This is a genomic window from Sphingopyxis sp. LK2115 (assembly GCF_014595975.1).
Classification (GTDB): Bacteria; Pseudomonadota; Alphaproteobacteria; order Sphingomonadales; family Sphingomonadaceae; genus Sphingopyxis.
The window spans coordinates 69,274-91,245 of record NZ_JABWGQ010000042.1 but is presented as its reverse complement, the minus strand read 5'-3'; the positions used below and the strand labels follow the sequence as shown (position 1 = coordinate 91,245).

Sequence of the window (21,972 nt, the reverse complement as noted above, 5' to 3'; positions counted from 1 at the left end):
GGAATAGGGCGCGATCGCGCCGCTGTGCAAGGGTCAAAGCGCGTCAGCGCACCCGGAACTCGCGCGGGGCCTCCAGCGACAGGGCGGCTTCGGATATCCCCGGCACAAGGTTCAGCCGCGTGACGATATCGGGGCCGAGCGCAAATCCGCGTCCCAGCTCGATCCGCACATCCTCGTCGGTCATTGGATCGGGCGTCACCACTATCACCCGACCGCGCGCATTGACGCGCTTTTCGAGCAGGCGCGCCATTTCGGCGATCGCGTCGGCCGCTTCGACGCGGCACAGCAGTTGGAGCGACGCCGTCGCGGCGATGTCGGCCAGCGGCTGTGCCCCGCGCACCGTCACGCGCGGCGTTTCCTCGCCTTCGAGGAGATCGAGCTCGACCGATAGCAGCGCGCAGCCTCCCTCGCCCGCCAGTTCCTCCAGCACCTTTCCCGCCGCTTCGTCAAAACAGCTCGATTGGAACTGTCCGCTACGATCGGAAAGCGTCAGATTGAGAAAGCGGTTGCCCCGCTGCGACACGCGCGCGCGCGCGCTTTCGACCATCGCCGCCATCACCATCGGAATGCGCGTGCCCGGCGTCATTTCGACATTTTCGCATATGTCGCCATAGGTGCGCGCGCCGCGCGCGGACAGGATCGCTTCATATTGCTCGACCGGATGCGCCGAGAAATAAAAGCCGAAAGCCTCCTTTTCGCGCGTCATCCGTTCGGCGAGTGTCCAGGGTTCGGCGGCGGGGAGCTGCAATGCCGGTGCGATCGCAATGTCCCCGCCGAACAGGCCGCCCTGCCCCGTCGAGCGTTCGTGCGCCGATGCATTAGCGCAAGCCAGCAGAGCCTCGGCGCCCGCAAAGGCGCGCGGGCGGTCGGGCTCGACGCAATCAAAGGCCCCTGCCCCGGCAAGCGCCTCGATCTGCCGCCGGTTGAGCAGCCTGGGGTCGATACGGCTCGCGAAATCGTCGAGGCTGGCGAAATCGCCCTTCGCGTGCCGCTCGGCGACCAGCGCCTCCATCGCCTTTTCGCCGACGCCTTTCAGCGCCCCCAGAGCATAGCGCACCGTCAGTCCCCCGTCGGTGCGGCCGACCGAAAAATCGGCTTCGCTGTCATTGATCGACGGCGGCGCAATGTCGATATTCAGCCGCCGCATGTCGTCGATGAACACCGACAATTTATCGGTCTGGTGGCTGTCGAACGACATGGACGCGGCGAAAAACTCATGCGGATAATGCGCCTTCAGCCATGCCGTCTGATAGGACAGCAGCGCATAGGCGGCGGCGTGGCTCTTGTTGAAGCCATAGCCCGCGAACTTGTCGATCAAGTCGAACAGCTCGTTCGCGGTCTTCGCGTCAATCTGGTTATGCTCGCCGCAGCCTTTGACGAAGGTTTCGCGCTGCGCGTCCATTTCGGCCTGGATCTTCTTGCCCATCGCGCGGCGGAGCAGGTCGGCGCCGCCGAGGCTGTAGCCGGCCAGAATCTGCGCGGCCTGCATCACCTGTTCCTGATAGACGAAGATCCCGTATGTTTCCGCAAGGATGCCCTCTAGCAGCGGGTGCGGATAGGCGATCGGCTCGCGCCCGTTCTTGCGCGCGCCGAACAGCGGGATATTATCCATCGGGCCCGGTCGATAGAGCGCGACCAGCGCGATGATGTCGCCGAAATTGGTCGGCTTCACCGCCGACAGCGTCCGCCGCATCCCTTCGGATTCCAGCTGGAACACCCCGACCGTCTCGCCGCGCTGGAGCAGTTCATAAACCGCCGGATCGTCCCACGCGAGGGTGTCGAGGTCGACGTCGATCCCGCGCAGCGCGAGCAGGCGCCGCGCCTCCTTCAGCACCGAAAGCGTTTTCAGGCCCAGAAAGTCGAACTTCACCAGCCCCGCCGTCTCGACATATTTCATGTCGAACTGCGTCACCGGCATGTCCGATCGGGGGTCGCGATAAAGCGGGACAAGCTGGTCGAGCGGGCGGTCGCCAATCACCACGCCCGCCGCATGGGTCGAGCTGTGCCGCGGCAGGCCTTCCAATTGCCGTGCCATGTCGAACAGCCGCCGCACGCCGTCGTCCTGCTTATATTCGGCCATCAGCTCCGACACGCCGTTGAGCGCGCGTTCGAGCGTCCAGGGGTCGGTCGGATGGTTCGGCACCAGCTTCGCGAGCCGGTCGACCTGGCCATAGCTCATCTGGAGCACGCGTCCCGTGTCCTTGAGCACCGCGCGCGCCTTCAGCTTACCGAAGGTGATGATCTGCGCGACCGTGTCGCGACCATATTTCTCTTGCACATAACGGATCACCTCGCCGCGCCGCGTTTCGCAAAAGTCGATGTCAAAGTCGGGCATCGACACGCGTTCGGGGTTGAGGAAGCGTTCGAAGAGCAGGCCCAGCCTCAGCGGGTCGAGGTCGGTAATCGTCAGCGCCCAGGCGACGACGCTGCCCGCGCCCGACCCGCGTCCCGGTCCGACCGGAATATCCTGCGCCTTCGCCCATTTGATGAAGTCGGCAACGATCAGGAAATAGCCCGGAAATCCCATCTGGGTGATGACGTCGATCTCGTAATCGAGCCGTTCGACATAGGCCTGCCGCTCGTCGGCGGTGAGGTCGGGATAGAGCGCCAACCGGGCATCGAGTCCGGCATGGGCATCGGCCTTCAATTGCGCCGCCTCGCCCTCGCGATCGCCGGCAAGGCTCGGCAGGATCGGCTTGCGCTTTGGCGCCATGAACGCACAGCGCTGTGCGATCACCAGCGTGTTATGGATCGCTTCGGGCAGATCGGAAAAGGCATCTTCCATCGCCTCTGCGGGCTTCAGCCAGGCTTCGGGATTGCTCGATCGGCGATCCGCGCTGTCGACATAGGCCGACTGCGCGATGCACAGCATCGCGTCATGCGCGGCGTGGAATTGCGGTTCGACGAAATGGGCGGGATTGGTGGCAACGATCGGCAGCGCGCGCGCATAGGCCATGTCGATGAGCGCATTTTCGGCGGCCTGCTCGGTGGAATCGCCGCGCCTTGACAGCTCGATGTAAAGCCGTCCGCCGAACAACGCCTCCAGTTGCTCGACATAATCTTCGGCGGCGCTTTGCTGCTCGCCCGCGAGCAGGCGCGCCAAAGCGCCTTCGCCACCGCCCGTCAGGCAGAGGAGGCCGTCGGTCTTGCCGGTCAGATCGGCCAGGACAACGTGCGGTTCCAACTCGACGGGTCGCGCGAGATGGGCGGCCGAGACGAGCGCGCAGAGATTATTGTAACCCACCTCGTCCTGCGCATAAAGCGCGAGCCAGTCGATCAACGGCGCGCCGTTCGCCATCCGCTGCCCAGGCCGCGCAACGCTGAGCAGCGCGCCGACGATCGGCTGCACCCCGGCCGCCTTGCACGCTTCGCCAAAGGCCATAACGCCATAAAGGCCGTTGCGATCGGCAATTGCAATCGCCGGAAACCCCCTTTCGCGCGCCGCCTTGGCAATCGCCTTGGGGTCGATCGCCCCTTCGAGCATCGTGAAACTGGAAAAGACGCGCAGGGGAACGAAGGGGCTATAGGCCATCGGGGGACGCTAACGTGAACCCGATGATTCGACCATGGCCTCGTTTCACAAAAACGTCATGGCGAGGAGCCGGAGGCGGCGTGGCAATCCAGAGTGGCGAAACGCCCCGGCGTTCGCTTCGCCTGCAATGACGAATCTCAGAAGGACTGTCCCAACAGGTCCTCAATCTCTTTGCGCAGCTGCTCCGGCGTCGTCGTCGGCGCGTGCCGCGACACAACCTTGCCGTCGCGATCGACGAGGAACTTGGTGAAGTTCCACTTGATCGCGCTGCCCAGAAGGCCGGTCTTTTCCTTCTTCAGATGCTTGAAGATCGGGTCGGCATCGTCGCCATTGACGTCGATCTTTGCCATCAGCGGAAACGAAACATCATAGGTCAGCGAACAGAAATTGCGGATCTCCTCGGCGTCGCCGGGTTCCTGCGCGCCGAACTGGTTGCACGGAAAAGCCAATATCTCGAACCCGCGATCCTTGTAATCGCGATACAGTTGCTCCAGCCCTTCATATTGCGGGGTGAAGCCGCATTTCGATGCGGTGTTGACGATCAGCAGCACCTTGCCCCGATAGTCCGCGAGCGGCTGCGCGCCGCCGCCCGGCAGCTTCGCCGAAAGATCGTAAAGCCCCATATCAATCCTCCTTCGCCTTGCGCGGCCTGTAGACGAAATCGAAACTCGTCGCCCACGTCAGCCCGTGATCGAGCGACTGTTCGCCATGCTGGCGTACCGCGCCGCCCGGCAGTTTGCTAAAGGTCATGCGGATCAAGCCGTCCTTGCCCTCTCCGGCAACATTCGCCCAATGCCCCGTCAGCACCATCCGCCCTTCGGCGACGCCGCCGTCGAAATCAACCCGCGTCCCGCTGCCGTCGACCCACGCCTGCCGCCAGCGGCGGCGTTCCTTGTCATAATGGCTGAACGAGCCGCCACCCGCGCCCTTGAAGGGCTTCCGGGTCTCGCGGATCGCACAGCCGCCGAACATCGCCTCGATGCTGCTTGTCGCGACCTGTGTGGTCGCACCGTTGGCAAAGACGTCCCATTCGCCGACCCAGAAATCAAAGGCGCGATATTCGGGGCCGATGCAGGTCGGCGGCGCGGGCAAGATCGGCGGGGGCAATATGGGTGGCGGCGGCGGTGGCGCCGACGGCGGCGGGGGCGGCGGCGATTGAGCCCGTCCAGCGCTCGCACCGCCCAGCACCAGGGCAAGCAGCGCCACCATGAAACGGATGGTCATCGGCAATCCCCCTACCTCTGATGGAAGGAGCCTAAGCCTCGATATGCCCTTCGTGCAAGCGCAACACGCGATCCATCCGCGCCGCGAGCCGTTCATTATGCGTCGCGACGAGCGCCGCCGACCCATGATCGCGGACCAGCGCGACGAATTGGTCGAACACCCGGTCCGCCGTCGCCTCGTCAAGATTGCCCGTCGGCTCGTCGGCGAGCACGAGCAAGGGCCGGTTCGCCAGCGCGCGTGCCACCGCAACGCGCTGCTGCTCGCCGCCCGACAGCTTGCTCGGCTTGTGGTGCAGCCGTTCGGCGAGTCCAAGCCTTCCGAGCAGGTCGGCGGCGCGCCCCTCGGCCTCCGCCTGGCCCGCGCCGCGAATGAGCTGCGGCAGCACGACATTCTCGATCGCGCTGAAATCGGGCAGCAGGTGGTGAAACTGATAGACAAAGCCGATCTTTTCGCGCCGCGTCCTGGTGCGTTCGCCTTGCTGGAATCGCGTCACATCCTCGCCGTCGATGCGGATCGTGCCGCCGAAGCCGCCCTCGAGCAGCCCGACCGCCTGAAGCATCGTCGACTTGCCCGACCCCGACGGCCCCAGCAGCGCCACGATCTCGCCACGGCGCAGCGACGCGTTGACGCCGCGCAGCACGTCGATGGTGACGTCCCCCTGCACAAAGCTGCGCTGAAGGTCGACGAGTTCCAGCACGGCGTCATTCATAGCGCAGCACCTGCACCGGATCGGTATTCGCCGCCTTGTAGGCGGGATAGAGCGTCGCGAGGAAACTGAAGACGATCACCATCACCGCGATGCCGACGATTTCGACCGGATCGGGCTTTGACGGCAGTTCGGTCAGAAAGCGGATCGACGGATCCCACAAGGGCTGGCCGGTCAGAAACTCGACGCCGCGCAGCACGCCCTGCCGAAAATGGAGCAGCCCGAAGCCGGCGATCATGCCGACGATCGTGCCCGCAACACCGATCGACAGGCCGATCGCCATGAATATCCGCATCACCGAATCGCGCGGCGCGCCCATCGTGCGCAAAATCGCCATGTCGCGCGTCTTGGCGCGCACCAGCATGATGAGCGACGAAATGATATTGAACGACGCGACCAGGATGATCAGCGACAGGATCACGAACATCGCGACGCGCTCGATCGACAGCGCCTCGAACAGGCTGGCGTTCATCGACCGCCAGTCGGACACGACCGCCTGCGCCGCCAGCTTTTCGGCGAGAGGCTGCAATATCTCGCCCACGCGGTCGGGATCTTCGGTCTTGACCTCGATCATCCCGATCTGGTCGCCGCTGAGCAGCAAGAGCTGCGCATCCTCCATCGGCATGACGACATACGCCTTGTCAAAGTCATAAACGCCGATCTCGAACACCGCCGATACCCGGTAACCGATCTCGCGCGGCACGGTTCCGAACGGCGTCGAGCGGCCCTGCGGATTGATGATCGTCACGTTCGAGCCGACCGTCGCGCCCAGGTTGCGGGCAAGTTCGCTGCCGATTGCGACATTGCCGGACCCCGGCGTCAGGCTGTTCAGGCTGCCCTGCAACACCTTGCCGCCCAGCACGGCGTTGCTGCGAATGTCGGGCACGGTCATGCCGCGCACCAGCACCCCCTCGACGCGCCCGCCAAAGGTCGCAAGCAGCGGCTGTTCGATCAGCGGCGTGGCCGAGGTGACCCCCGGCGTCGCCTTCGCCTGATCCAGCACGTCGCGCCAGTCGTCGAGCCGTCCGCCGAACCCCTGCACGACTGCATGGCCGTTCAGGCCGACGATCTTGTCGAACAGGTCGCTGCGCACGCCGTTCATCACGCTCATCACGACGACCAGCGCCGCGACGCCCAGCGTCACGGCGACGAAACTGAACGCCGCCGCCACGAAGATAAAGCCCTCGCCGCGCTGTGGCAGCAGATAGCGTTTGAAGATGGCGCGCTCATAAGGGCGGAGAATCATGGAAAACGCGGTCCTTGCGGCGCAGGAGAAGCATCACGCATGGCGCCGCTTTAGGCAGGTCGCGGGGCGCTGGCAATGGGCGCTGCAATGCGAGCGATTCGCAACATATGTTGCCCATTGGCCACAGGGCTTTGAAAAAGCGCGCTCGGCAGAGCGCGGAAGGGTGACAAGAGGCCGCCGCCGACCTACCCATCTGGCTTCTGGAACAACGCGGCCCGAAGGCCCGGCTCCAGGGAGCGCAGGTCTTTCGCCAGGCCTGCGACAAGGGGGATGGCGAGTGTTCGTCACAGGCGCCCGGGTCTTGGGAACAAGGCCCGGGCGTTGTGATTCCGGCAGGTTCAGCCGATTGAAAATGCGGCAGCAGCCGGCTTGACCCCAAACCGGCATCCACATCGCCGCCGTGCGCTGCCCGCAAAGGACAACGAAATCCTACTGCCCGTAACCCGCGGCCCCCGCGACCCGCACCGCCTCGCGCGCGGCGGTAAAGAGCGCCCCCGCCTTCGCCTCGCACTCACGCTGTTCATAGGCCGGGTCGCTATCGGCGACGATCCCCGCCCCCGCCTGGACGTGCATCATGCCGTCCTTGACGATCGCGGTGCGCAGGACGATGCAACTGTCCATATTGCCGTCGGGTGCGAAATAGCCGACGCCGCCCGCATAAGGCCCGCGCGCATCTGCCTCCAGTTCGGCGATGATCTGGCACGCGCGGACCTTGGGCGCGCCGCTCACCGTCCCGGCGGGAAAGCCCGCGAACAAGGCGTCGATCGCGTCCTTGCCCGGCGCGATGCGACCGATGACGTTCGACACGATGTGCATCACATGGCTGTAAAACTCGACCGTATAGCTGTCGGTTACGGTCACGCTGCCGCCGATCGCCGCACGACCGACGTCGTTGCGGCCGAGGTCGAGCAGCATCAGATGTTCGGCGCGCTCCTTGGGGTCGGCGAGCAGGCTTTCGCGGTTCTCGGCGTCCTCGGCGCTGGTGCGTCCGCGCGGGCGCGTGCCTGCGATCGGGCGGATCGTGATCTCGCCGTCGCGCACGCGCACCAATATTTCGGGCGACGAGCCGATCAGCGCAAAGCCCGGCAGATCGAGAAAATAGAGAAAGGGCGACGGATTGACGCGCCGAAGCGCGCGGTACAGATCGAAGGGCGGCAGGTCGAACGGCGTCGAGTAGCGCTGCGATAGCACCACCTGAAAAATGTCGCCCGCGGCGATATAATCCTTCGCCGTCGCCACCATCTCGGCAAAGCGTTCGGGCGACGTCGCGGGTGTTGCGGCGACGTCGCAGGGAAGCGATGCAGTCGACACGCGATCCGCGTGGACGCTCGCGCTCGACAGGCGTGCCGCGATGCTTTCGAGCCGCTCTTCGGCGGTGTCGATCATCCGGTCGATCGCGCCATGGGCGTCGGGCCAGATCGGCGCGATCAGGAACAGTTCGTCGGCGAGCCGGTCGAAGACGAGAATCGTCGTCGGACGCACGAAAATCATGTCGGGCAGGCCAAGCCCCGTGCCCGGCGCGCGCGGGATGCGTTCAACAAGGCCAATGGTTTCATAGGCAAAAAAGCCCACGAGCGTCGCCAGCGCCTTGGGCAGTCCCTTGGGCACGTCGAAACGGCATTCGGCAACGAGATCGCGCAGCGCCCGCAACGCCCCCGCCGCGACCGGGACAAAGGCGTCGCGGTCGAATCGCCAGTCGCGGTTGACGCGTGCGGTGTCGCCGCACACCTCGAACATCAGGTCGGGGTCGAGGCCGATCAGGCTGTAACGCCCGCGCGTCTCGCCGCTTTCCACCGATTCGAGCACCCAGTCGCCGCGCCCCGGCTCGATCAGCTTGAGCGCCGCCGACACCGGGGTTTCGACGTCGGCGATCAGGCGCTGCCAGACGACGGCCCCGCGTCCCGCGGCGAGCGCTTCGAGCGCGGCGGCCCTGCCCTCCAGGCTCACGCTTATTCGACGACCGGCGCGGTGCCGGTCAGTTCGCGGCGCAACTGGTCGACCAGCTCCCTGTTGATCGTCACCCCGGCGCGCCGCTTCGCCTCGGCCGCCATCTGCTCGACCAGTTCATTGCCAAAGGCGGGCGCCAGCGGCCGCGCAATCGCAGCTATGCGCTCGGGTTCGATCGCCTTGGGATCGGGACGCTGCACCTCGGCCAGCGCGATCACCATCCAGCCGCGATTGCCGGGAATCTCCAGCGTCTTTACGCTGCCCTCTGCCATCGAAAAGAGCAGCGCCAGTTCGGGCGGCACCCGGTCGCCATTGGCGCCCAGATCGGCGCGGCGACCGCCGATCGCCTGTACATTGCCGATGTTCGGCCCAGCAGCCGCGACGGCTTCGTCGAGGGTCTTGCCACCTTCGACCGCCTTGACGATCGCGCGCGCCTTGTCGCGCGCAACCTTCTGCCCCTCGGCAAAGCGCCATTCGGACAGCAGTTCGCCGCGGATTTGCGCGAAGGGCGGCGGCGCGGCGGCAACGATCGACTTCACCGCAAAGACGGCGAACTTCTCATTCTCGACGATCGTCGCGATCTGACCTTCACCCTCGCCGCCGACCTGGAACGCCTGCGCAATGACCGGCGCGAGTTCTGGCGCGGGTGCAAAGCCGGGCTGTCCCGGCGCGCGGCCGCTCGGCAGGATCGCCGGAGTCTCGATGAGCTGGAGCTTGCGGTCGGACGCAACCTCCTCGATCGACGCGCCGCTGTTCACCGCATCCTGGATTGCATTGTAATAATCGACGATCGCCTCGTTCGCCTTGCTCTTTGCCAGTTCGGCGCGAATCTCCGCGCTTGCTTCGGCCAGGCTGCGGGCCGGGCGTGCCGTCACATCCTCGACGCGCAGCACGGTCCAGCCGAGGCCGGTCTGGAGCGGCCCGACCACCTCGCCGCGTTTTGCGGCAAAGGCGGCCTTCGCAACCGACGCGCTTGTGGTCGCGGCATAGGCGCTCTGGCTGAGGTCGCCGGTCGTAGAGGCGGACAGACCCGCCTCGGCAGCCGCGCTCGCGATTGAAGCACCGCCGCGCACCTTCGCGGCGAGGCTGTTTGCGGCCGCCTGGTCGGGCAGGATCACCTGCGCGAAACGGCGCGTTTCGCTCGCCGCATATTGCGCGGCATTGTCCCGATACACCTTCGCGATTTCGGCGTCGGTCACGGCGGGCACCGGCACCGAGGCGCGGTCGAAAATCGCATATTGGATCACGCGGCGTTCGGGCACGGTGAACTTCGCGACATTCTGCGCCAGGAACCGGCGCAACGTCGCATCGCCCGGATCGTTTCCGGGCGCGAACGCGCTTGACGGGATGAAGGTCGCCTGCCCGCGCCGTCGTTCCAGCAGCAGCGCGGCATAGGGCTCGGCCATGCCGGACGCGATCCGCGGCATCTGCGCGATCGGCGCCGCCAGCTGTTCGAGCAGTATCTGTTGACGAAGGTCGCGGCGCAGCTGTGCTTCGCTGATCCCGTTCTGACGGAGGAAGTTCTGGAACACCGTCTGGTCGAACTTGCCCGAAACGCCTGCAAAGGCCGGCAGGTCGGCGATTCGCCCGTCGATCAGCCGCTTGCTGACACCGAAACCCAACTCGGTCGCATATTGATCAAAGGCCAGCCCGTCGATGAGCTGACCGAGCACCTGGTCGAGTCCGCCGCCTTCGACGAACGCCGCCATCGTCAGTCCCGGCTGATCACGGCGCGCCTGCTCATAGGCCTGCCGCACGCGGTCGCGCAGTTCGCCGACACCGATCTCTTCGCCACCGACCTTTGCCACATTGGCGCCGCCGATCCCGCCGAAGGTCGAGTTTCCGGTGACGTCGCTGAGCGCAAAGGCGACGCCGACCAGAACGACAAAGGCCAGCGCGAGAAACTTGCCGATCGTCGAGGAAAACATGGCGCGGATGGCGGTAATCATGGAACAGGCGGTCTTTCGGGCAGGGCGCAACGAAGCGCGGTTGCGCGCTGCTTTAGAGGCGCGATGCCGCGGCATCAAGGCGCGAAAGGCGAACCCGGCGGATCGCGGCGCCGCTTGCCTCGTGGCGACCTTCGCCGCTAGGGGCGGATCATTGTTCGCAGAAGCGGGAGAAGCGGGGCGATGACGCGGCGCAAATATGTGGTCGGTAACTGGAAGATGAACGGACTGAAAAGCGCGCTCGGCGAAGCGCGGTCGATCTTCGCCGCCGCCGATGCGCATCCCGGCGTCGATGTCGCCCTGTGCCCGCCCTTCACGCTGATCGGCGCGATGGCCGCGACGGCACCGGGCAAGGCGGTCGGCGGACAGGATTGCCATAGCGCGGCGTCGGGAGCCTTCACCGGCTCGGTCGCGGCGCCGATGCTGGCCGACGCCGGCGCGTCGCTCGTCATCGTCGGGCATAGCGAACGGCGCGAAGGCTTTGGCGAACGCGACGCCGATATTCGGGCGAAGGCGCAAGCGGCGCTCGCCGCGGGCCTGTCGGTCATCCTGTGCGTTGGCGAGCCGCAGGGCGTGCGCGAATCGGGCGGCGCGATCGCATATGTCCTGGCGCAGGTCGAAGGGTCGGTGCCCGACAGCTTTGATCCGCAGCGGTTCGCGATCGCCTATGAACCCATCTGGGCAATCGGCACCGGACTGGTTCCGACCGTGGCGGACGTCGCGGCGATGCACGGCGCGATCCGTGGCGCGCTCAGGGAACGGTTCGGCGATGCAGCGGAATCGATCCGAATCCTCTATGGCGGTTCGGTCAATGGCGACAATGCCGCCGAGCTGCTCGGCGCGGGCGACGTCGATGGTGCGCTGGTCGGCGGGGCCAGCCTGACCGCGGCCAAGTTCGTGCCGATCATCGCGGCGGCAGCGGGACTCTGATCTGATCTGTCGCCCCCGCGAAGGCGGGGACCGCCGATTACGCCTTCGCCTTCGCGGGGGGCGACGGTGGATGGGCCGATGTATGGCTTGAACCCATGCGGCATCGTCTCTATGTGCGCCACGGGCGCGATCCGTTTGAGGCCGCGCAAGTTCGGGAAAATAAGATGTCCAGCCTTTTCACCTTCCTGCTCGTCGTCCAGGCGCTCGTTGCCGCTGCGATGATCGGCGTCATCTTGATGCAGAAGTCGGAAGGCGGCGGCCTGGGCGTCGGCGGCAGCCCCGCGGGCCTGCTCTCGGCGCGCGGCGCTGCGGACTTTATGACCCGCGCGACGACGGTGCTCGCCTGCCTGTTCGTGGGTCTCTCGATCCTGCTCGCGGCGATGGCATCGGTCGGCCGTAGCGGCTCGACGATCGACACCTCGCTGTCGAAATCGGCGCAGACGAGCGGCGCGGCTCCGGCTTCGTCGATCACCGCCCCGGCGCAGCCCGCCGACGGCGCCGCTGCGGGCACCGCGCCTGCGCCGCTGACCGACGATCCGCTGGCCGCCGCGGCGGCGGCGGCGGCGAGCCAGGAAAGCGCTCCGGCCCCGGCGGATAGCACCAAGGCGGCGCCCGCCACCGAATAACAAACGGCGGCTTCGGCCTCCGCATCCACCCCGCACGCCAGCGGAAACTTTTTCCGTGGCCTGCGATTCGACGGCTTGCGCCGTCCCCCACCCTTTGAGTAAGTCTTTCCTCCCATGGCGCGGTTCATTTTCATCACCGGCGGCGTGGTCTCCTCGCTTGGCAAGGGTTTGATGGCGGCTAGTCTCGCCGCCCTCCTGCAAGCGCGTGGCTATCGTGTCCGCATCCGGAAATTCGATCCCTATCTGAACGTCGATCCGGGCACGATGTCGCCCTATCAGCACGGCGAGGTTTATGTGACCGACGACGGGGCGGAAACCGACCTCGACCTTGGCCATTACGAACGCTTCACCGGTGTCGCGGCGCGGCAAAGCGACAATGTGACCTCCGGCCGCATCTATCAGGGGATCATCGCCAAGGAACGCCGCGGCGACTATCTGGGCGCTACGGTGCAGGTCGTCCCGCACGTCACCGACGCGATCAAGGACTTTGCCCGCGCCGAAACCGACGACCTGGATTTCGTGCTGTGCGAGATCGGCGGCACTGTCGGCGACATCGAATCCCTGCCGTTCATCGAAGCGATCCGCCAGCTGAAGAACGAGGTCGGGCGCGACAACGCCATCTCGGTCCACGTCACTTTGGTGCCCTATATTGCCGCCGCGGGCGAGCTGAAGACCAAGCCGACGCAGCACAGCGTGCGCGAACTCGCCTCGCTCGGCGTCCAGCCCGACATATTGCTCTGTCGCTGCGAAAAGCCGCTGCCCGACACCGAGCGCGCCAAGATCGCGCAATTCTGTAACGTGCGCAAGGAAGCGGTGATCCCGGCGCTCGACGCCGACAGCATCTATTCGGTGCCCGTCCAATATCATGGCGAGGGACTCGACGCCGAAGTGCTCCACGCCTTTGGCATCCACGATGCGCCCGCGCCCGACCTTACCGCCTGGTACGACATCATGGACCGCAAGCAGCATCCCGAGGGCGAGGTCACGATCGGCGTCGTCGGCAAATATGTGTCGCTGCCCGATGCCTATAAATCGCTCAACGAGGCGCTGATCCATGGCGGCATGGCACATCGGGTCAAGGTCAATATCCGCTGGCTCGATGCCGAAATGTTCGAGCGCGACGAGGATCTTGTCGCCAAACTCGAACCGCTGCACGGCATCCTTGTTCCCGGCGGCTTCGGCGAGCGCGGGTCGGAGGGCAAGATTTCGAGCGTGCGTTTCGCGCGCGAAAGAAATGTGCCCTTTTTCGGCATCTGCCTTGGCATGCAGATGGCGTGCATCGAGGCGGCGCGCAATACGAGCGGAATTGCGAAGGCGTCGAGCACCGAGTTCGGCCCGACCGACGAACCGGTCGTCGGTCTGATCACCGAATGGATGAGCGCCGAAGGCCTGCAGAAGCGCGGCGCCAACACCGATCTTGGCGGCACGATGCGCCTCGGCGCCTATGAAGCCAGGCTCTTGCCGAACAGCCATGTCGCGAGCGTCTATGGCGCGACCAAGATCAGCGAACGCCACCGCCATCGTTACGAGGTCAACGGCGCTTATCGCGAGCGGCTTGAAAAAGGCGGACTCGTCTTTTCGGGCATGTCGCCCGACGGCATGTTGCCGGAAATCGTTGAGCGGCCGGACCATCCGTGGTTTATCGGGGTGCAATTCCACCCGGAGCTCAAATCCAAACCCTTCGACCCGCATCCCTTGTTCGCGGGTTTCATCGAAGCGGCGGTGAAACAGAGCCGGCTGGTCTGACCAAAAGGGGATTGGGGCCATGGATCACGCACGACTTGCCGAACTGCAAGGCCCCGACAGCATTTTTTCCGGTCTTTCGACTGACGATTGGGCCGACATCGCGCGCCGTGCAGTCCAGATCCAATTCGCCAAGGGCAAGGAACTGCTGGTCCAGGGTGATCCCGGCGACATGATGCTGATCCTGACCGAAGGCACGGCGCGCGTGTCGATGCTGACGTCGGGCGGGCGCGAGATCGTCCTTGCCTATGCCGAACCGGGCGCGGTGCTGGGCGAGATCGCCTTGCTCGATGGCGGTGAACGCACTGCGTCGGTGACCGCGACCAGCGCGGGCAGCGCGCTCCAGCTCGGCCGCAATGCGCTCAAGGATTTCGTCGCCAGCCACCCCGACTTCGCCTGGTCGCTGATGCAGCAACTCGCACGGCGACTGCGCACCGCCGACCAGACGATCGAAAGCGACCGCGCCTATGCCTCCGGCCCGCGCCTCGCGCGCTATCTGAAACGCCTGATCCGCAAGGATAGCGGGGTCGCGCAGCGCGTCGAGCTCAGCCAGACCGAACTCGGCAATTTCGCGGGAATGAGCCGCGAACATATCAACCGCCAACTCAAAAGCTGGGAGGAATCGGGAATCATCGCGCTCGAACAGGGCCGGGTGCGCGTGCTCGATCCGGCCACGCTGGAAGAGATCAGCGAAAGCGAGGGATAAGGGGTTTTCGAACCCAGCTGCCCATTCATACCCCGTCACCCTGAACCTGTTTCAGTGTCCATGGCCCGGCGGTTCCTCCGCCGCAGCGATCGACCAAAGGTCCGGCCACGGATGCCGAAACGAGGTCAGCATGACGAAACGACTGGGCGATCCAGCGCCCGGCCAATGGTGCGTGCCCTAATCCTCGTCCCGCGCCGGCAGGCTCAGCGTAAAGCGTGCGCCCTGCCCCGGCGCGCTGTCGACGGTCAGGTCGCCGTCCATAGCGCGCGCCAGGCGGCGGGCGATATAGAGGCCCAGGCCCGATCCGCCGCTGTCGGTGCGGCCCAGCCGCTCGAACTTTTCGAATACCACCGCCTGTTGCTCGGCGTCGATGCCCTGACCCTGATCGGCGACGGTGACCATCGCGCGGTCGCCCTCGCGATCGACGCGGAGCCATATCTGCGAATCTTCGGGCGAATAGCGGATCGCATTGCCGAGCAGGTTGAGCAGCACCTGCAAAACGCGACGAAACTCGCCCGTTGCGGGCATCCGGTCGTCGGCGCTGGGCGCCGAAATGCGGATGCCCTTCTCCTCTGCCTTCATGCCGAGCAGACCGACCGCGCGGCGCGCCAGATCGCCCAGATCAATGTCGTCGCGCGCCGCCTTGAACCCCGGCCGTTCGATATTCTGAAGGTCGGCGAGGTCGTCGACAAGCCCCAGCAAATGCCGTCCAGCATGAGCGATGTCGCCGGCATAGCGCGCATAATCGGCGCGGATCGGGCCTTCGAACTGGCCCGAAATCGTTTCGGCGGTCGCGATGATGCGGCTCAAGGGACCGCGCAGCGCGCCGTCGATCCGTCGGCCGAACTTCGGGTCGGACAGCGGCAGCGAGCCAAAGGCAGGATCGACAAGCACGCCGCCGTCCTTCGGCGTCGCGGCGGGCGGGGCGCCGGTCGCCGCCGCAAAGCCGCGGAAGCCGGTGAAGCGGCCCGCCGCATCGAACAGCGCGTCGCCGCCAAGCGTCATCGCCATCCCCGCAGCCCGCACATTCTGTCCTCCAAAGCGCGACTGGCGGGCGAGCGCGCGCAGGACAGCAAAGCGACCGTCGACGTCGGGTTGCAGCTCGAACAATTCGGACAGCGAACGTCCCTCCCATCCCGGCGGCACCGCGGGCGCACGCCCCGCGGCGCGAAGCGCGACGAGCCGCAACTGCTGGTCGCACTCCCACGCCCATCCGTCGGCGAGCGCCGTTTCCTCGGCGACGGGCGGCATTCCGGGTTGCGCCACGGCGCGCGCGCGCCAGTCGCTGATCTCGATGCTCACCCCCTCGTCGTCGGGTATGACGCGAACAAGCGCGTGGATGTCGCTATGATCGTCGGCGGCATGAAGCGGCCGGTTGATCTCGCGATGCAACCGCTGCGACAACGCGACGAGCCGCGCAAGGTGCGGCAGTGCCAGCGGCTTGCCAAGCCCCGCCCCGGCGCGCTGCTGAAGGCGGAGCAGCGGCACATCGGCGCTGACCAGCGCGCCCGACCGGTCGACGCGGCCGCGGACAATGCGCTCGCTCATCGCCCCGCCTCCGGGGCCGCGCCATCGGCGTCGTTCACGGCACGCGCCGGCAGCATGGCGAGCGATGCTTCAAGCAGCGCCAGCGCGTCGCGGTCGAGGCGCAACGGAGCGAGCAGCGACGGCAGCGCCGCCGTCTCGGCGGTCAGAAGCGACAGCGCCATATCGGCATATCGGCGCCGCTGCGCCGCTGCCGCGAGCGCGATCAGCGCGGGCCAGTCATGCGCCGCGATCGCCATGCGCGCCGTTTCGGGCAATGCGGTGCCGACCGCCTCGTGATAGGCGATGGCGGCGGCGGTCATGCCGCCCTCGTCGGCCTGCCGTTCAACCGCGTGCCGCACGGCATCGCCCAGGCTCGCCGCCCGGCCGGTGTCGATGCTCACCTCGGCCAGCCGCCACGCTGCCACCTCGTGGAGCAAGACGCGGAAGATGTCCTCGTCGACGTCGGCGATCGCCAGCTTAGGCTGTCCATAGGCGTCCAATCGCCGCCGGTCGGCAATACGCAGACCCAGATAGGCACGCTCTCGCGCCGTCATCGGAGCGTCAGACGCCGCGCCGCTCGCCTCGTCCGCGGCGCCCGCCAGCGGCGCCGGCACCATGCGTTCGGCCGACAGTGCGCGCCAGCGATGCTCCTCGGCCCGCGCAAAGCAGACGCCGACCAGCCGCGCCGCGTCGGGTATTCCCCGAAGCAGCCAGTCGGCCCATAGTGCAGCGCTGTCGATTGCGGGGTCGATCCGCGCCGCGACATCGGCGACCAGGCGTCGCGCGATCCCCAGCGACAGCGCGCGTTGTTCGTCGGTCAGCCGACCGGCGGTGGGCGCGGCGAAAAAGTCCGCCAGCTCGCCAAGGCGCGCCGACAGCGTCGGCGACGGCGGTTCGATGCCGGCAAAGGAGAGCGATTCACTCATGCGCATCCGCCAATAGCAGTTTGGCGTTAATAGGCCTTAAACCTTGAAGGACGTTGTTTTAGCGGGGCTCCGGGCGCCGCGCGAGGCGCAGCCAGAGCAGGATCTGGAACAGCGCGAGCAGCGGCAGGATCGCGAACATCAGCGACGCCAGCCCGAACAGCAGCGCAGGCGCGAGCATGATCCACGCCTGGTCGGCGTCGGGGAGCAACCAGTGAAAGCGCCGCCGCTCGCCCGCATCCTCGTAAAGCGCGCGCGCCAGCACGATCGTCGCCGCGAGGCACGGCGCCAGCGCCGCTTCGGCAAAGGGCGGCATCGACCGGCTGGCTGCACCGAAGGCGAGCAGCCACGGAAAGAGCGCGAGCAAGGCGAGCGCGAAACTGCGAATAAGCAAGCGCGTCCGGTCCTGCGCCGCACTTTCGGCGCGAAAGGCTGACAGAAAGCGCATCGCGGCAAGCCCCAGCCCGCCCAGCACCGCGACAAGCGCTCCCGCCGCGGCCAGCCCGCTCGCTGCCAGCGCAGCGACCCCGATCCACAGAAATGCGGTGACGACGGGCAGATAACGCGCGGTTTTCGGCGACTTGACGAGCAGTGGCCCGGCGAGCCGCACAAGCGGCATCATGATCGCCGAACGTCCCAGCCCCATGCCGCCATATTCGGTCCGTTGCAGGCTCGATTGCTCGATCAGCGCCGCGGTCGGGCGGTCGGACACGATCGCAATCTCGCCCTGCTCGAACAGCGCGGGTTCGCAGTAAAGACGGCGCGCGCCCGATTGCACGGCTAGGCGCAGCAACGTCAGCATCATGTCCCATTCACCCGGCATCGCCGCGAGTTCGGCGACCATCGGCGGCGCAACGGAGGCCAGCCCGCCCCAGCGCCGCGTCGCGTCGATCCGCTCGAATCCCTGGGTCAGCATGGTATCGCCGGTGACGAGAATCGCCGGCGATCCCGGCTTTGCGATCGCGGCATAATGGGTTCCGCCGGCGCGCAGACCGTCGGCGACAAGGATCAGTCTGTCCTCGGCCTCGACCAGCGGGACAAGATCGCTCGCCGCGCGCACCGGCGTCACCTTCACCCCCCGACGGCGAATGCGGTCGCACACCGCCAGCAGGTCGGCGGGCAGCGCGGCGACGGCGACGGCGATGTGCGTTACCCCGACATCGACAAGGCGCGCCGCCTGTCGCTCGATCAGCGTCTCGCCCGCGACGGTGACAAGCGCCCGCAATCCGCCATCGGGCAGCGTCTCGCTGGCGCCGACGAGCGCGATCAGGGGCATAGACAGGCGAGGAACGACAAGGGATGCACGGATCAACCTATTATGGCGGCAAGCGGCTTTGGCAAGCATCGCTTGTTCCTTCGTGCTTTCGAACGACGGCCGTCGCTTCCATGGCGGAAGCGCGATCGGCGTTGGCAATCGGCGCAGCGGGCGGCCTCGGCGCTGTTTTGGCTGAAACGCTTGCCGCCGATGGGCGCCATGACGTCATCCACTGTCCTGCCCGTTCGGCGTCACCTGCGCTCGCCATCGACATCACCGACGCGGATTCGGTGGCCGCAGCATCGGCGACGACCGAACCGGCGGCCGGTTCAGCGACCGCGCCATCCAAAGCCGCGTTCAACCAGATCGTCCGCAGCCTTGCGATCGCCGAGAGCGGCGCAATCCCGACGCCCTGATCATGGCCTTGCACAGCGGCTGGTCGATACGCCGGTGTCGCGGCCGTTTCGGCGCGCTCACGCCGGACCGGACGGTCCGGGGTTTCGCGTGGGACGGCAGCGAAATCATTCCCTGATAATCGCCCGAATCACTGGCAATCCGTTGCGCCTTGGGCTAGGCAGGAACCACCTCCCGAAAAGCAGAAAAAAGGCCGGGTCTTGACCGAAGATAATACGCCTGTGCAGCCGTCCGACGACGGCGTTTCGCCGATCAATATCGTCGACGAAATGAAGACGTCCTACCTTGATTACGCGATGAGCGTGATCGTCAGCCGCGCGCTGCCCGACGTGCGCGACGGCCTGAAACCCGTCCACCGCCGCATCCTCTATGCCGCGCAGGAAGGCGGCTTCGTCCCCGGTCGTCCGTACAAGAAATCGGCGAAGATCGTCGGCGACGTCATGGGCAACTATCATCCGCACGGCGACAGCGCGATTTATGATGCGCTGGCGCGCATGACGCAGGACTGGTCGCTGCGCGTTCCGCTGATCGACGGTCAGGGCAATTTCGGATCGATGGATCCCGATCCGCCGGCATCGATGCGTTATACCGAGGCGCGCCTTGCCAAGACCGCGATGGTGCTGCTGAACGATCTCGACAAGGATACCGTCGACTTTCAGCCCAATTATGACGCCAGCCGCGAGGAGCCGACCGTGCTCCCCGCGCGCTTCCCCAACCTGCTCGTCAACGGCGCGGGCGGCATCGCGGTCGGCATGGCGACCAATATTCCGCCGCATAACCTTGGCGAAGTGATCGACGCGACGCTCGCGATGATCGACCGCCAGCTCGAAGGCGGCGAACCGATCACGCTCGACGAATTGATGGCGATCGTCCCCGGCCCCGACTTCCCCACCGGCGCGATGATGCTGGGCCAGGGCGGCGCGCGCAGCGCCTATGCCACCGGCCGCGGTTCGATCATGATGCGTTCAACGCATGTGATCGAAGAAGGCAGGAATGACCGGCAATCTATTGTTTTGACGTCGATTCCGTTTCAGGTCGGCAAGTCGGGCCTGGTCGAAAAGATCGCCGAAGCGGCGCGCGACAAGCGGATCGAGGGCGTCGCCGACATCCGCGACGAATCGAACCGCGAGGGCGTGCGTGTCGTCATCGAACTGAAGCGCGACGCGACCGCAGAGGTCGTGCTCAACCAGCTGTGGCGCCACACCCCCGCGCAGTCGAGCTTCCCCGCGAACATGCTCGCCATCCGCGGCGGCCGCCCCGAAATGCTTGGCCTGAAGGACATTCTTTCGGCCTTCATCGCCTTCCGCGAAGAAGTCATCACCCGCCGCTGCAAGTTCGAGCTCGCCAAGGCGCGCGACCGCGCGCATATCTTGCTCGGCCTCGTCGTCGCGGTCAGCAATCTCGACGAAGTCGTCGGTATCATCCGCGGCTCGTCGTCGCCCGCCGCCGCGCGCGAAGCGCTGCTCGCGCGCGAATGGCCGATTGGCGACATCGCGCCTTATATCCGGCTCGTCGAAGCGATCGAGGGCGAGATGGAGGAAGCGGCGACCTATCGCCTGTCCGACGTGCAGGTGAAGGCGATCCTCGACCTTCGCCTGCATCGCCTTACCGCGCTTGGCCGCGATGAAATCGGCAAGGAACTCGGTGATTTGGCGGCCGAGATTGAGGAACTGCTTTCAATCCTGGCCGATCGCGTCAAACTATATGGCGTGATGCGCGAGGAACTGGTCGCGGTGCGCGACGAGTTTGCGACGCCGCGCAAGACGCTGGTGGCGCCCGCGGCCGACGGCATCGACGACGAGGATCTGATCGAACGGGAGGAGATGGTCGTCACCGTCACGCTCGACGGCTATATCAAGCGCACGCCGCTCGGCACCTTCCGCGCGCAGCGTCGCGGCGGCAAGGGCCGCGCCGGCATGGCGACCAAGGACGAGGATGTCGTCACCGAATTGTTCGTCACCTCGACGCACACACCGGTGCTCTTCTTCTCCACCGCGGGCAAGGTTTATCGCATGAAAGTGTGGCGCCTGCCCGAAGGCGGGCCGGCGACGCGCGGCCGTCCGATGGTCAACCTGCTCCCGCTCGCACAGGGAGAGACCATCTCCACGGTGCTGCCGCTACCCGAGGATGAGGCCGAATGGGGCAAGCTGCACGTCATGTTCGCGACCGCCAGGGGAAGCGTGCGCCGCAACAGCATGGACGCCTTCACCAACATCCCCTCGAACGGCAAGATCGCGATGAAGTTCGAGGGCGAGGATGAGGATGACCGGCTGATCGGCGTCGCGCTGCTTGACGAAAGCGACGATGTGTTGCTCGCGACGCGGCAGGGCAAGGCCATTCGTTTCCCCGGCGACGATGTGCGCGAGTTCCAGAGCCGCAACTCGACGGGTGTGCGCGGCATGAAGCTTGCCGACGGCGACGAGGTCATTTCGCTTTCCATCCTGCACCGCGTCGGCACGACGAGCGATGAACGCGAAGCTTATTTGCGCGCCGCGCCGTGGAAGGACAATGAGAATGAACCGGCGCTCCCCGCCGCGCGCATGGCCGAGCTTGCCGCGCGCGAACAGTTCATCCTCACCGTCTGTGCGAACGGCTATGGCAAGCTTTCGTCGGCCTATGAATATCGCCGCACCGGCCGCGGCGGCCAGGGGATCACCAACATCGACAATATCGCGCGTAACGGCCCGGTCGTCGCCAGCTTCCCCGCGACGCAGGCGCACCAGCTGATGCTCGTCACCGACCAGGCAAAGCTGATCCGCATGGGACTGGACAGCCTGCGCATCATCGGCCGCGGCAGCGCTGGCGTGCGCCTGTTCGACGTCGCCGAGGGCGAACATGTCGTGTCGGCGGCGCTGATCGAGGAAGGCGAGGACGACGAGACGGAGGGAGCGGAAACCGCAACCCCGGCAAACGAAACGTCCGCCGAATGACCAGGCCGACGACGGCCTTCAAAGTGCTTACCGCGCAGCAATGGGCGGCGTTCGAGCGCGAACGGGTGTTCCGCGGCGCGCCGGTCGACGTCGAGGATGGCTATATCCACCTGTCGACCGCAGAGCAGCTCGACACGACGATCGCCCGATATTTCGCCGACCAGCCGGACCTGATGATCGCCGAGGTGGACCTGATCCGGCTCGGCGACGCCGTCCGCTGGGAACCGGCGCGCGGCGGCCAGCTTTTTCCGCACATCTATGCCGAACTGCCGATCGAGGCGGTGGTCAGCCTGCGACGACGCGGCTGATCGCACCGC

At 66.2% G+C, this 21,972-nt stretch carries 17 protein-coding genes; 7 read left to right on the top strand and 10 right to left on the bottom strand.

Annotated elements, in window-relative coordinates:
• Positions 1-43: 43 nt before the first annotated feature.
• From dnaE to HUW43_RS08320, 7 genes are all read right to left on the bottom strand, one after another.
• Entirely contained in the window at positions 44-3,532 is a 3,489-nt protein-coding gene (dnaE, locus tag HUW43_RS08350; RefSeq protein WP_188236968.1) for a DNA polymerase III subunit alpha, read from the bottom strand.
• A gap of 137 nt (positions 3,533-3,669) precedes the next feature.
• A complete protein-coding gene (locus tag HUW43_RS08345) occupies positions 3,670-4,155 on the bottom strand; it encodes a glutathione peroxidase (RefSeq protein ID WP_188236967.1) in 486 nt (161 codons plus the stop codon).
• A 1-nt stretch (position 4,156) separates the two neighbouring features.
• On the bottom strand, positions 4,157-4,756 hold the full coding sequence (locus tag HUW43_RS08340; protein ID WP_188236966.1) for a hypothetical protein: 600 nt from the start codon (positions 4,754-4,756) through the stop codon (positions 4,157-4,159).
• 31 nt (positions 4,757-4,787) lie between these two features.
• A complete protein-coding gene (locus HUW43_RS08335; RefSeq protein ID WP_188236965.1) occupies positions 4,788-5,465 on the bottom strand; it encodes an ABC transporter ATP-binding protein in 678 nt (225 codons plus the stop codon).
• Positions 5,458-6,708, bottom strand: a complete 1,251-nt coding sequence (locus HUW43_RS08330; RefSeq protein ID WP_188236964.1) for a lipoprotein-releasing ABC transporter permease subunit — start codon at positions 6,706-6,708, stop codon at positions 5,458-5,460. Before HUW43_RS08330 ends, HUW43_RS08335 begins: the two co-directional genes overlap by 8 nt.
• Positions 6,709-7,137: 429 nt before the next feature.
• Positions 7,138-8,655 carry an anthranilate synthase component I family protein gene (locus HUW43_RS08325; RefSeq protein WP_188236963.1) on the bottom strand — a complete coding sequence of 506 codons (1,518 nt, stop codon included), beginning with the start codon at positions 8,653-8,655 and terminating at the stop codon, positions 7,138-7,140.
• Between the two features lie 2 nt (positions 8,656-8,657).
• A complete protein-coding gene (locus HUW43_RS08320; protein ID WP_223181382.1) occupies positions 8,658-10,604 on the bottom strand; it encodes a peptidylprolyl isomerase in 1,947 nt (648 codons plus the stop codon).
• 180 nt (positions 10,605-10,784) lie between these two features.
• Here HUW43_RS08320 and tpiA point away from each other — a divergent pair, with 180 nt between their 5' ends.
• The 4 genes from tpiA to HUW43_RS08300 all read left to right on the top strand — a co-directional run bounded on the left by tpiA (position 10,785) and on the right by HUW43_RS08300 (position 14,606).
• The gene (gene tpiA / locus HUW43_RS08315) at positions 10,785-11,531 is read left to right on the top strand and encodes a triose-phosphate isomerase (protein ID WP_188236961.1); all 747 of its coding nucleotides are present in this window, start codon (positions 10,785-10,787) and stop codon (positions 11,529-11,531) included.
• 164 nt (positions 11,532-11,695) lie between these two features.
• The gene (secG, locus tag HUW43_RS08310) at positions 11,696-12,157 is read left to right on the top strand and encodes a preprotein translocase subunit SecG (RefSeq protein WP_188236960.1); all 462 of its coding nucleotides are present in this window, start codon (positions 11,696-11,698) and stop codon (positions 12,155-12,157) included.
• A gap of 114 nt (positions 12,158-12,271) precedes the next feature.
• Entirely contained in the window at positions 12,272-13,903 is a 1,632-nt protein-coding gene (locus tag HUW43_RS08305; RefSeq protein WP_188236959.1) for a CTP synthase, read from the top strand.
• A 19-nt stretch (positions 13,904-13,922) separates the two neighbouring features.
• Positions 13,923-14,606 carry a Crp/Fnr family transcriptional regulator gene (locus tag HUW43_RS08300; RefSeq protein ID WP_188236958.1) on the top strand — a complete coding sequence of 228 codons (684 nt, stop codon included), beginning with the start codon at positions 13,923-13,925 and terminating at the stop codon, positions 14,604-14,606.
• 177 nt (positions 14,607-14,783) lie between these two features.
• On the opposite strand, the gene HUW43_RS08295 is transcribed toward HUW43_RS08300, so the two are convergent.
• The 3 genes from HUW43_RS08295 to HUW43_RS08285 are packed head-to-tail and all read right to left on the bottom strand — an operon-like array spanning position 14,784 to position 18,332.
• A complete protein-coding gene (locus HUW43_RS08295; protein ID WP_188236957.1) occupies positions 14,784-16,154 on the bottom strand; it encodes a sensor histidine kinase in 1,371 nt (456 codons plus the stop codon).
• The gene (locus HUW43_RS08290; RefSeq protein WP_188236956.1) at positions 16,151-17,059 is read right to left on the bottom strand and encodes a hypothetical protein; all 909 of its coding nucleotides are present in this window, start codon (positions 17,057-17,059) and stop codon (positions 16,151-16,153) included. Before HUW43_RS08290 ends, HUW43_RS08295 begins: the two co-directional genes overlap by 4 nt.
• Before the next feature lie 58 nt (positions 17,060-17,117).
• On the bottom strand, positions 17,118-18,332 hold the full coding sequence (locus HUW43_RS08285; RefSeq protein ID WP_223181381.1) for a hypothetical protein: 1,215 nt from the start codon (positions 18,330-18,332) through the stop codon (positions 17,118-17,120).
• 110 nt (positions 18,333-18,442) lie between these two features.
• Here HUW43_RS08285 and HUW43_RS08280 point away from each other — a divergent pair, with 110 nt between their 5' ends.
• From HUW43_RS08280 to HUW43_RS08270, 3 genes are all read left to right on the top strand, one after another.
• Positions 18,443-18,727, top strand: coding sequence for a hypothetical protein (locus HUW43_RS08280; RefSeq protein ID WP_188236954.1), 285 nt, complete (start codon positions 18,443-18,445; stop codon positions 18,725-18,727).
• Positions 18,728-18,925: 198 nt separating this feature from the next.
• On the top strand, positions 18,926-21,655 hold the full coding sequence (gene gyrA / locus HUW43_RS08275) for a DNA gyrase subunit A (RefSeq protein WP_188236953.1): 2,730 nt from the start codon (positions 18,926-18,928) through the stop codon (positions 21,653-21,655).
• Positions 21,652-21,963 (top strand): DUF952 domain-containing protein, encoded by a 312-nt coding sequence (locus HUW43_RS08270; protein WP_188236952.1) that lies wholly within the window; start codon positions 21,652-21,654, stop codon positions 21,961-21,963. The genes gyrA and HUW43_RS08270 overlap by 4 nt, the downstream gene beginning before the upstream one ends.
• The last annotated feature ends 9 nt before the right edge of the window (positions 21,964-21,972 follow it).

Excerpts from the sequence above, each read along its gene's own strand:
- HUW43_RS08280 (WP_188236954.1), top strand. The coding sequence starts at position 18,443 with ATGGCGGAAGCGCGATCGGCGTTGGCAATCGGCGCAGCGGGCGGCCTC.
- HUW43_RS08290 (WP_188236956.1), bottom strand. The coding sequence starts at position 17,059 with ATGAGTGAATCGCTCTCCTTTGCCGGCATCGAACCGCCGTCGCCGACG.
- HUW43_RS08320 (WP_223181382.1), bottom strand. The coding sequence starts at position 10,604 with ATGATTACCGCCATCCGCGCCATGTTTTCCTCGACGATCGGCAAGTTT.
- HUW43_RS08330 (WP_188236964.1), bottom strand. The coding sequence starts at position 6,708 with ATGATTCTCCGCCCTTATGAGCGCGCCATCTTCAAACGCTATCTGCTG.
- HUW43_RS08285 (WP_223181381.1), bottom strand. The coding sequence starts at position 18,332 with ATGCCCCTGATCGCGCTCGTCGGCGCCAGCGAGACGCTGCCCGATGGC.
- HUW43_RS08305 (WP_188236959.1), top strand. The coding sequence starts at position 12,272 with ATGGCGCGGTTCATTTTCATCACCGGCGGCGTGGTCTCCTCGCTTGGC.
- secG (WP_188236960.1), top strand. The coding sequence starts at position 11,696 with ATGTCCAGCCTTTTCACCTTCCTGCTCGTCGTCCAGGCGCTCGTTGCC.
- HUW43_RS08295 (WP_188236957.1), bottom strand. The coding sequence starts at position 16,154 with ATGAGCGAGCGCATTGTCCGCGGCCGCGTCGACCGGTCGGGCGCGCTG.
- HUW43_RS08270 (WP_188236952.1), top strand. The coding sequence starts at position 21,652 with ATGACCAGGCCGACGACGGCCTTCAAAGTGCTTACCGCGCAGCAATGG.
- HUW43_RS08340 (WP_188236966.1), bottom strand. The coding sequence starts at position 4,756 with ATGACCATCCGTTTCATGGTGGCGCTGCTTGCCCTGGTGCTGGGCGGT.
- HUW43_RS08345 (WP_188236967.1), bottom strand. The coding sequence starts at position 4,155 with ATGGGGCTTTACGATCTTTCGGCGAAGCTGCCGGGCGGCGGCGCGCAG.
- dnaE (WP_188236968.1), bottom strand. The coding sequence starts at position 3,532 with ATGGCCTATAGCCCCTTCGTTCCCCTGCGCGTCTTTTCCAGTTTCACG.
- tpiA (WP_188236961.1), top strand. The coding sequence starts at position 10,785 with ATGACGCGGCGCAAATATGTGGTCGGTAACTGGAAGATGAACGGACTG.
- HUW43_RS08335 (WP_188236965.1), bottom strand. The coding sequence starts at position 5,465 with ATGAATGACGCCGTGCTGGAACTCGTCGACCTTCAGCGCAGCTTTGTG.
- HUW43_RS08300 (WP_188236958.1), top strand. The coding sequence starts at position 13,923 with ATGGATCACGCACGACTTGCCGAACTGCAAGGCCCCGACAGCATTTTT.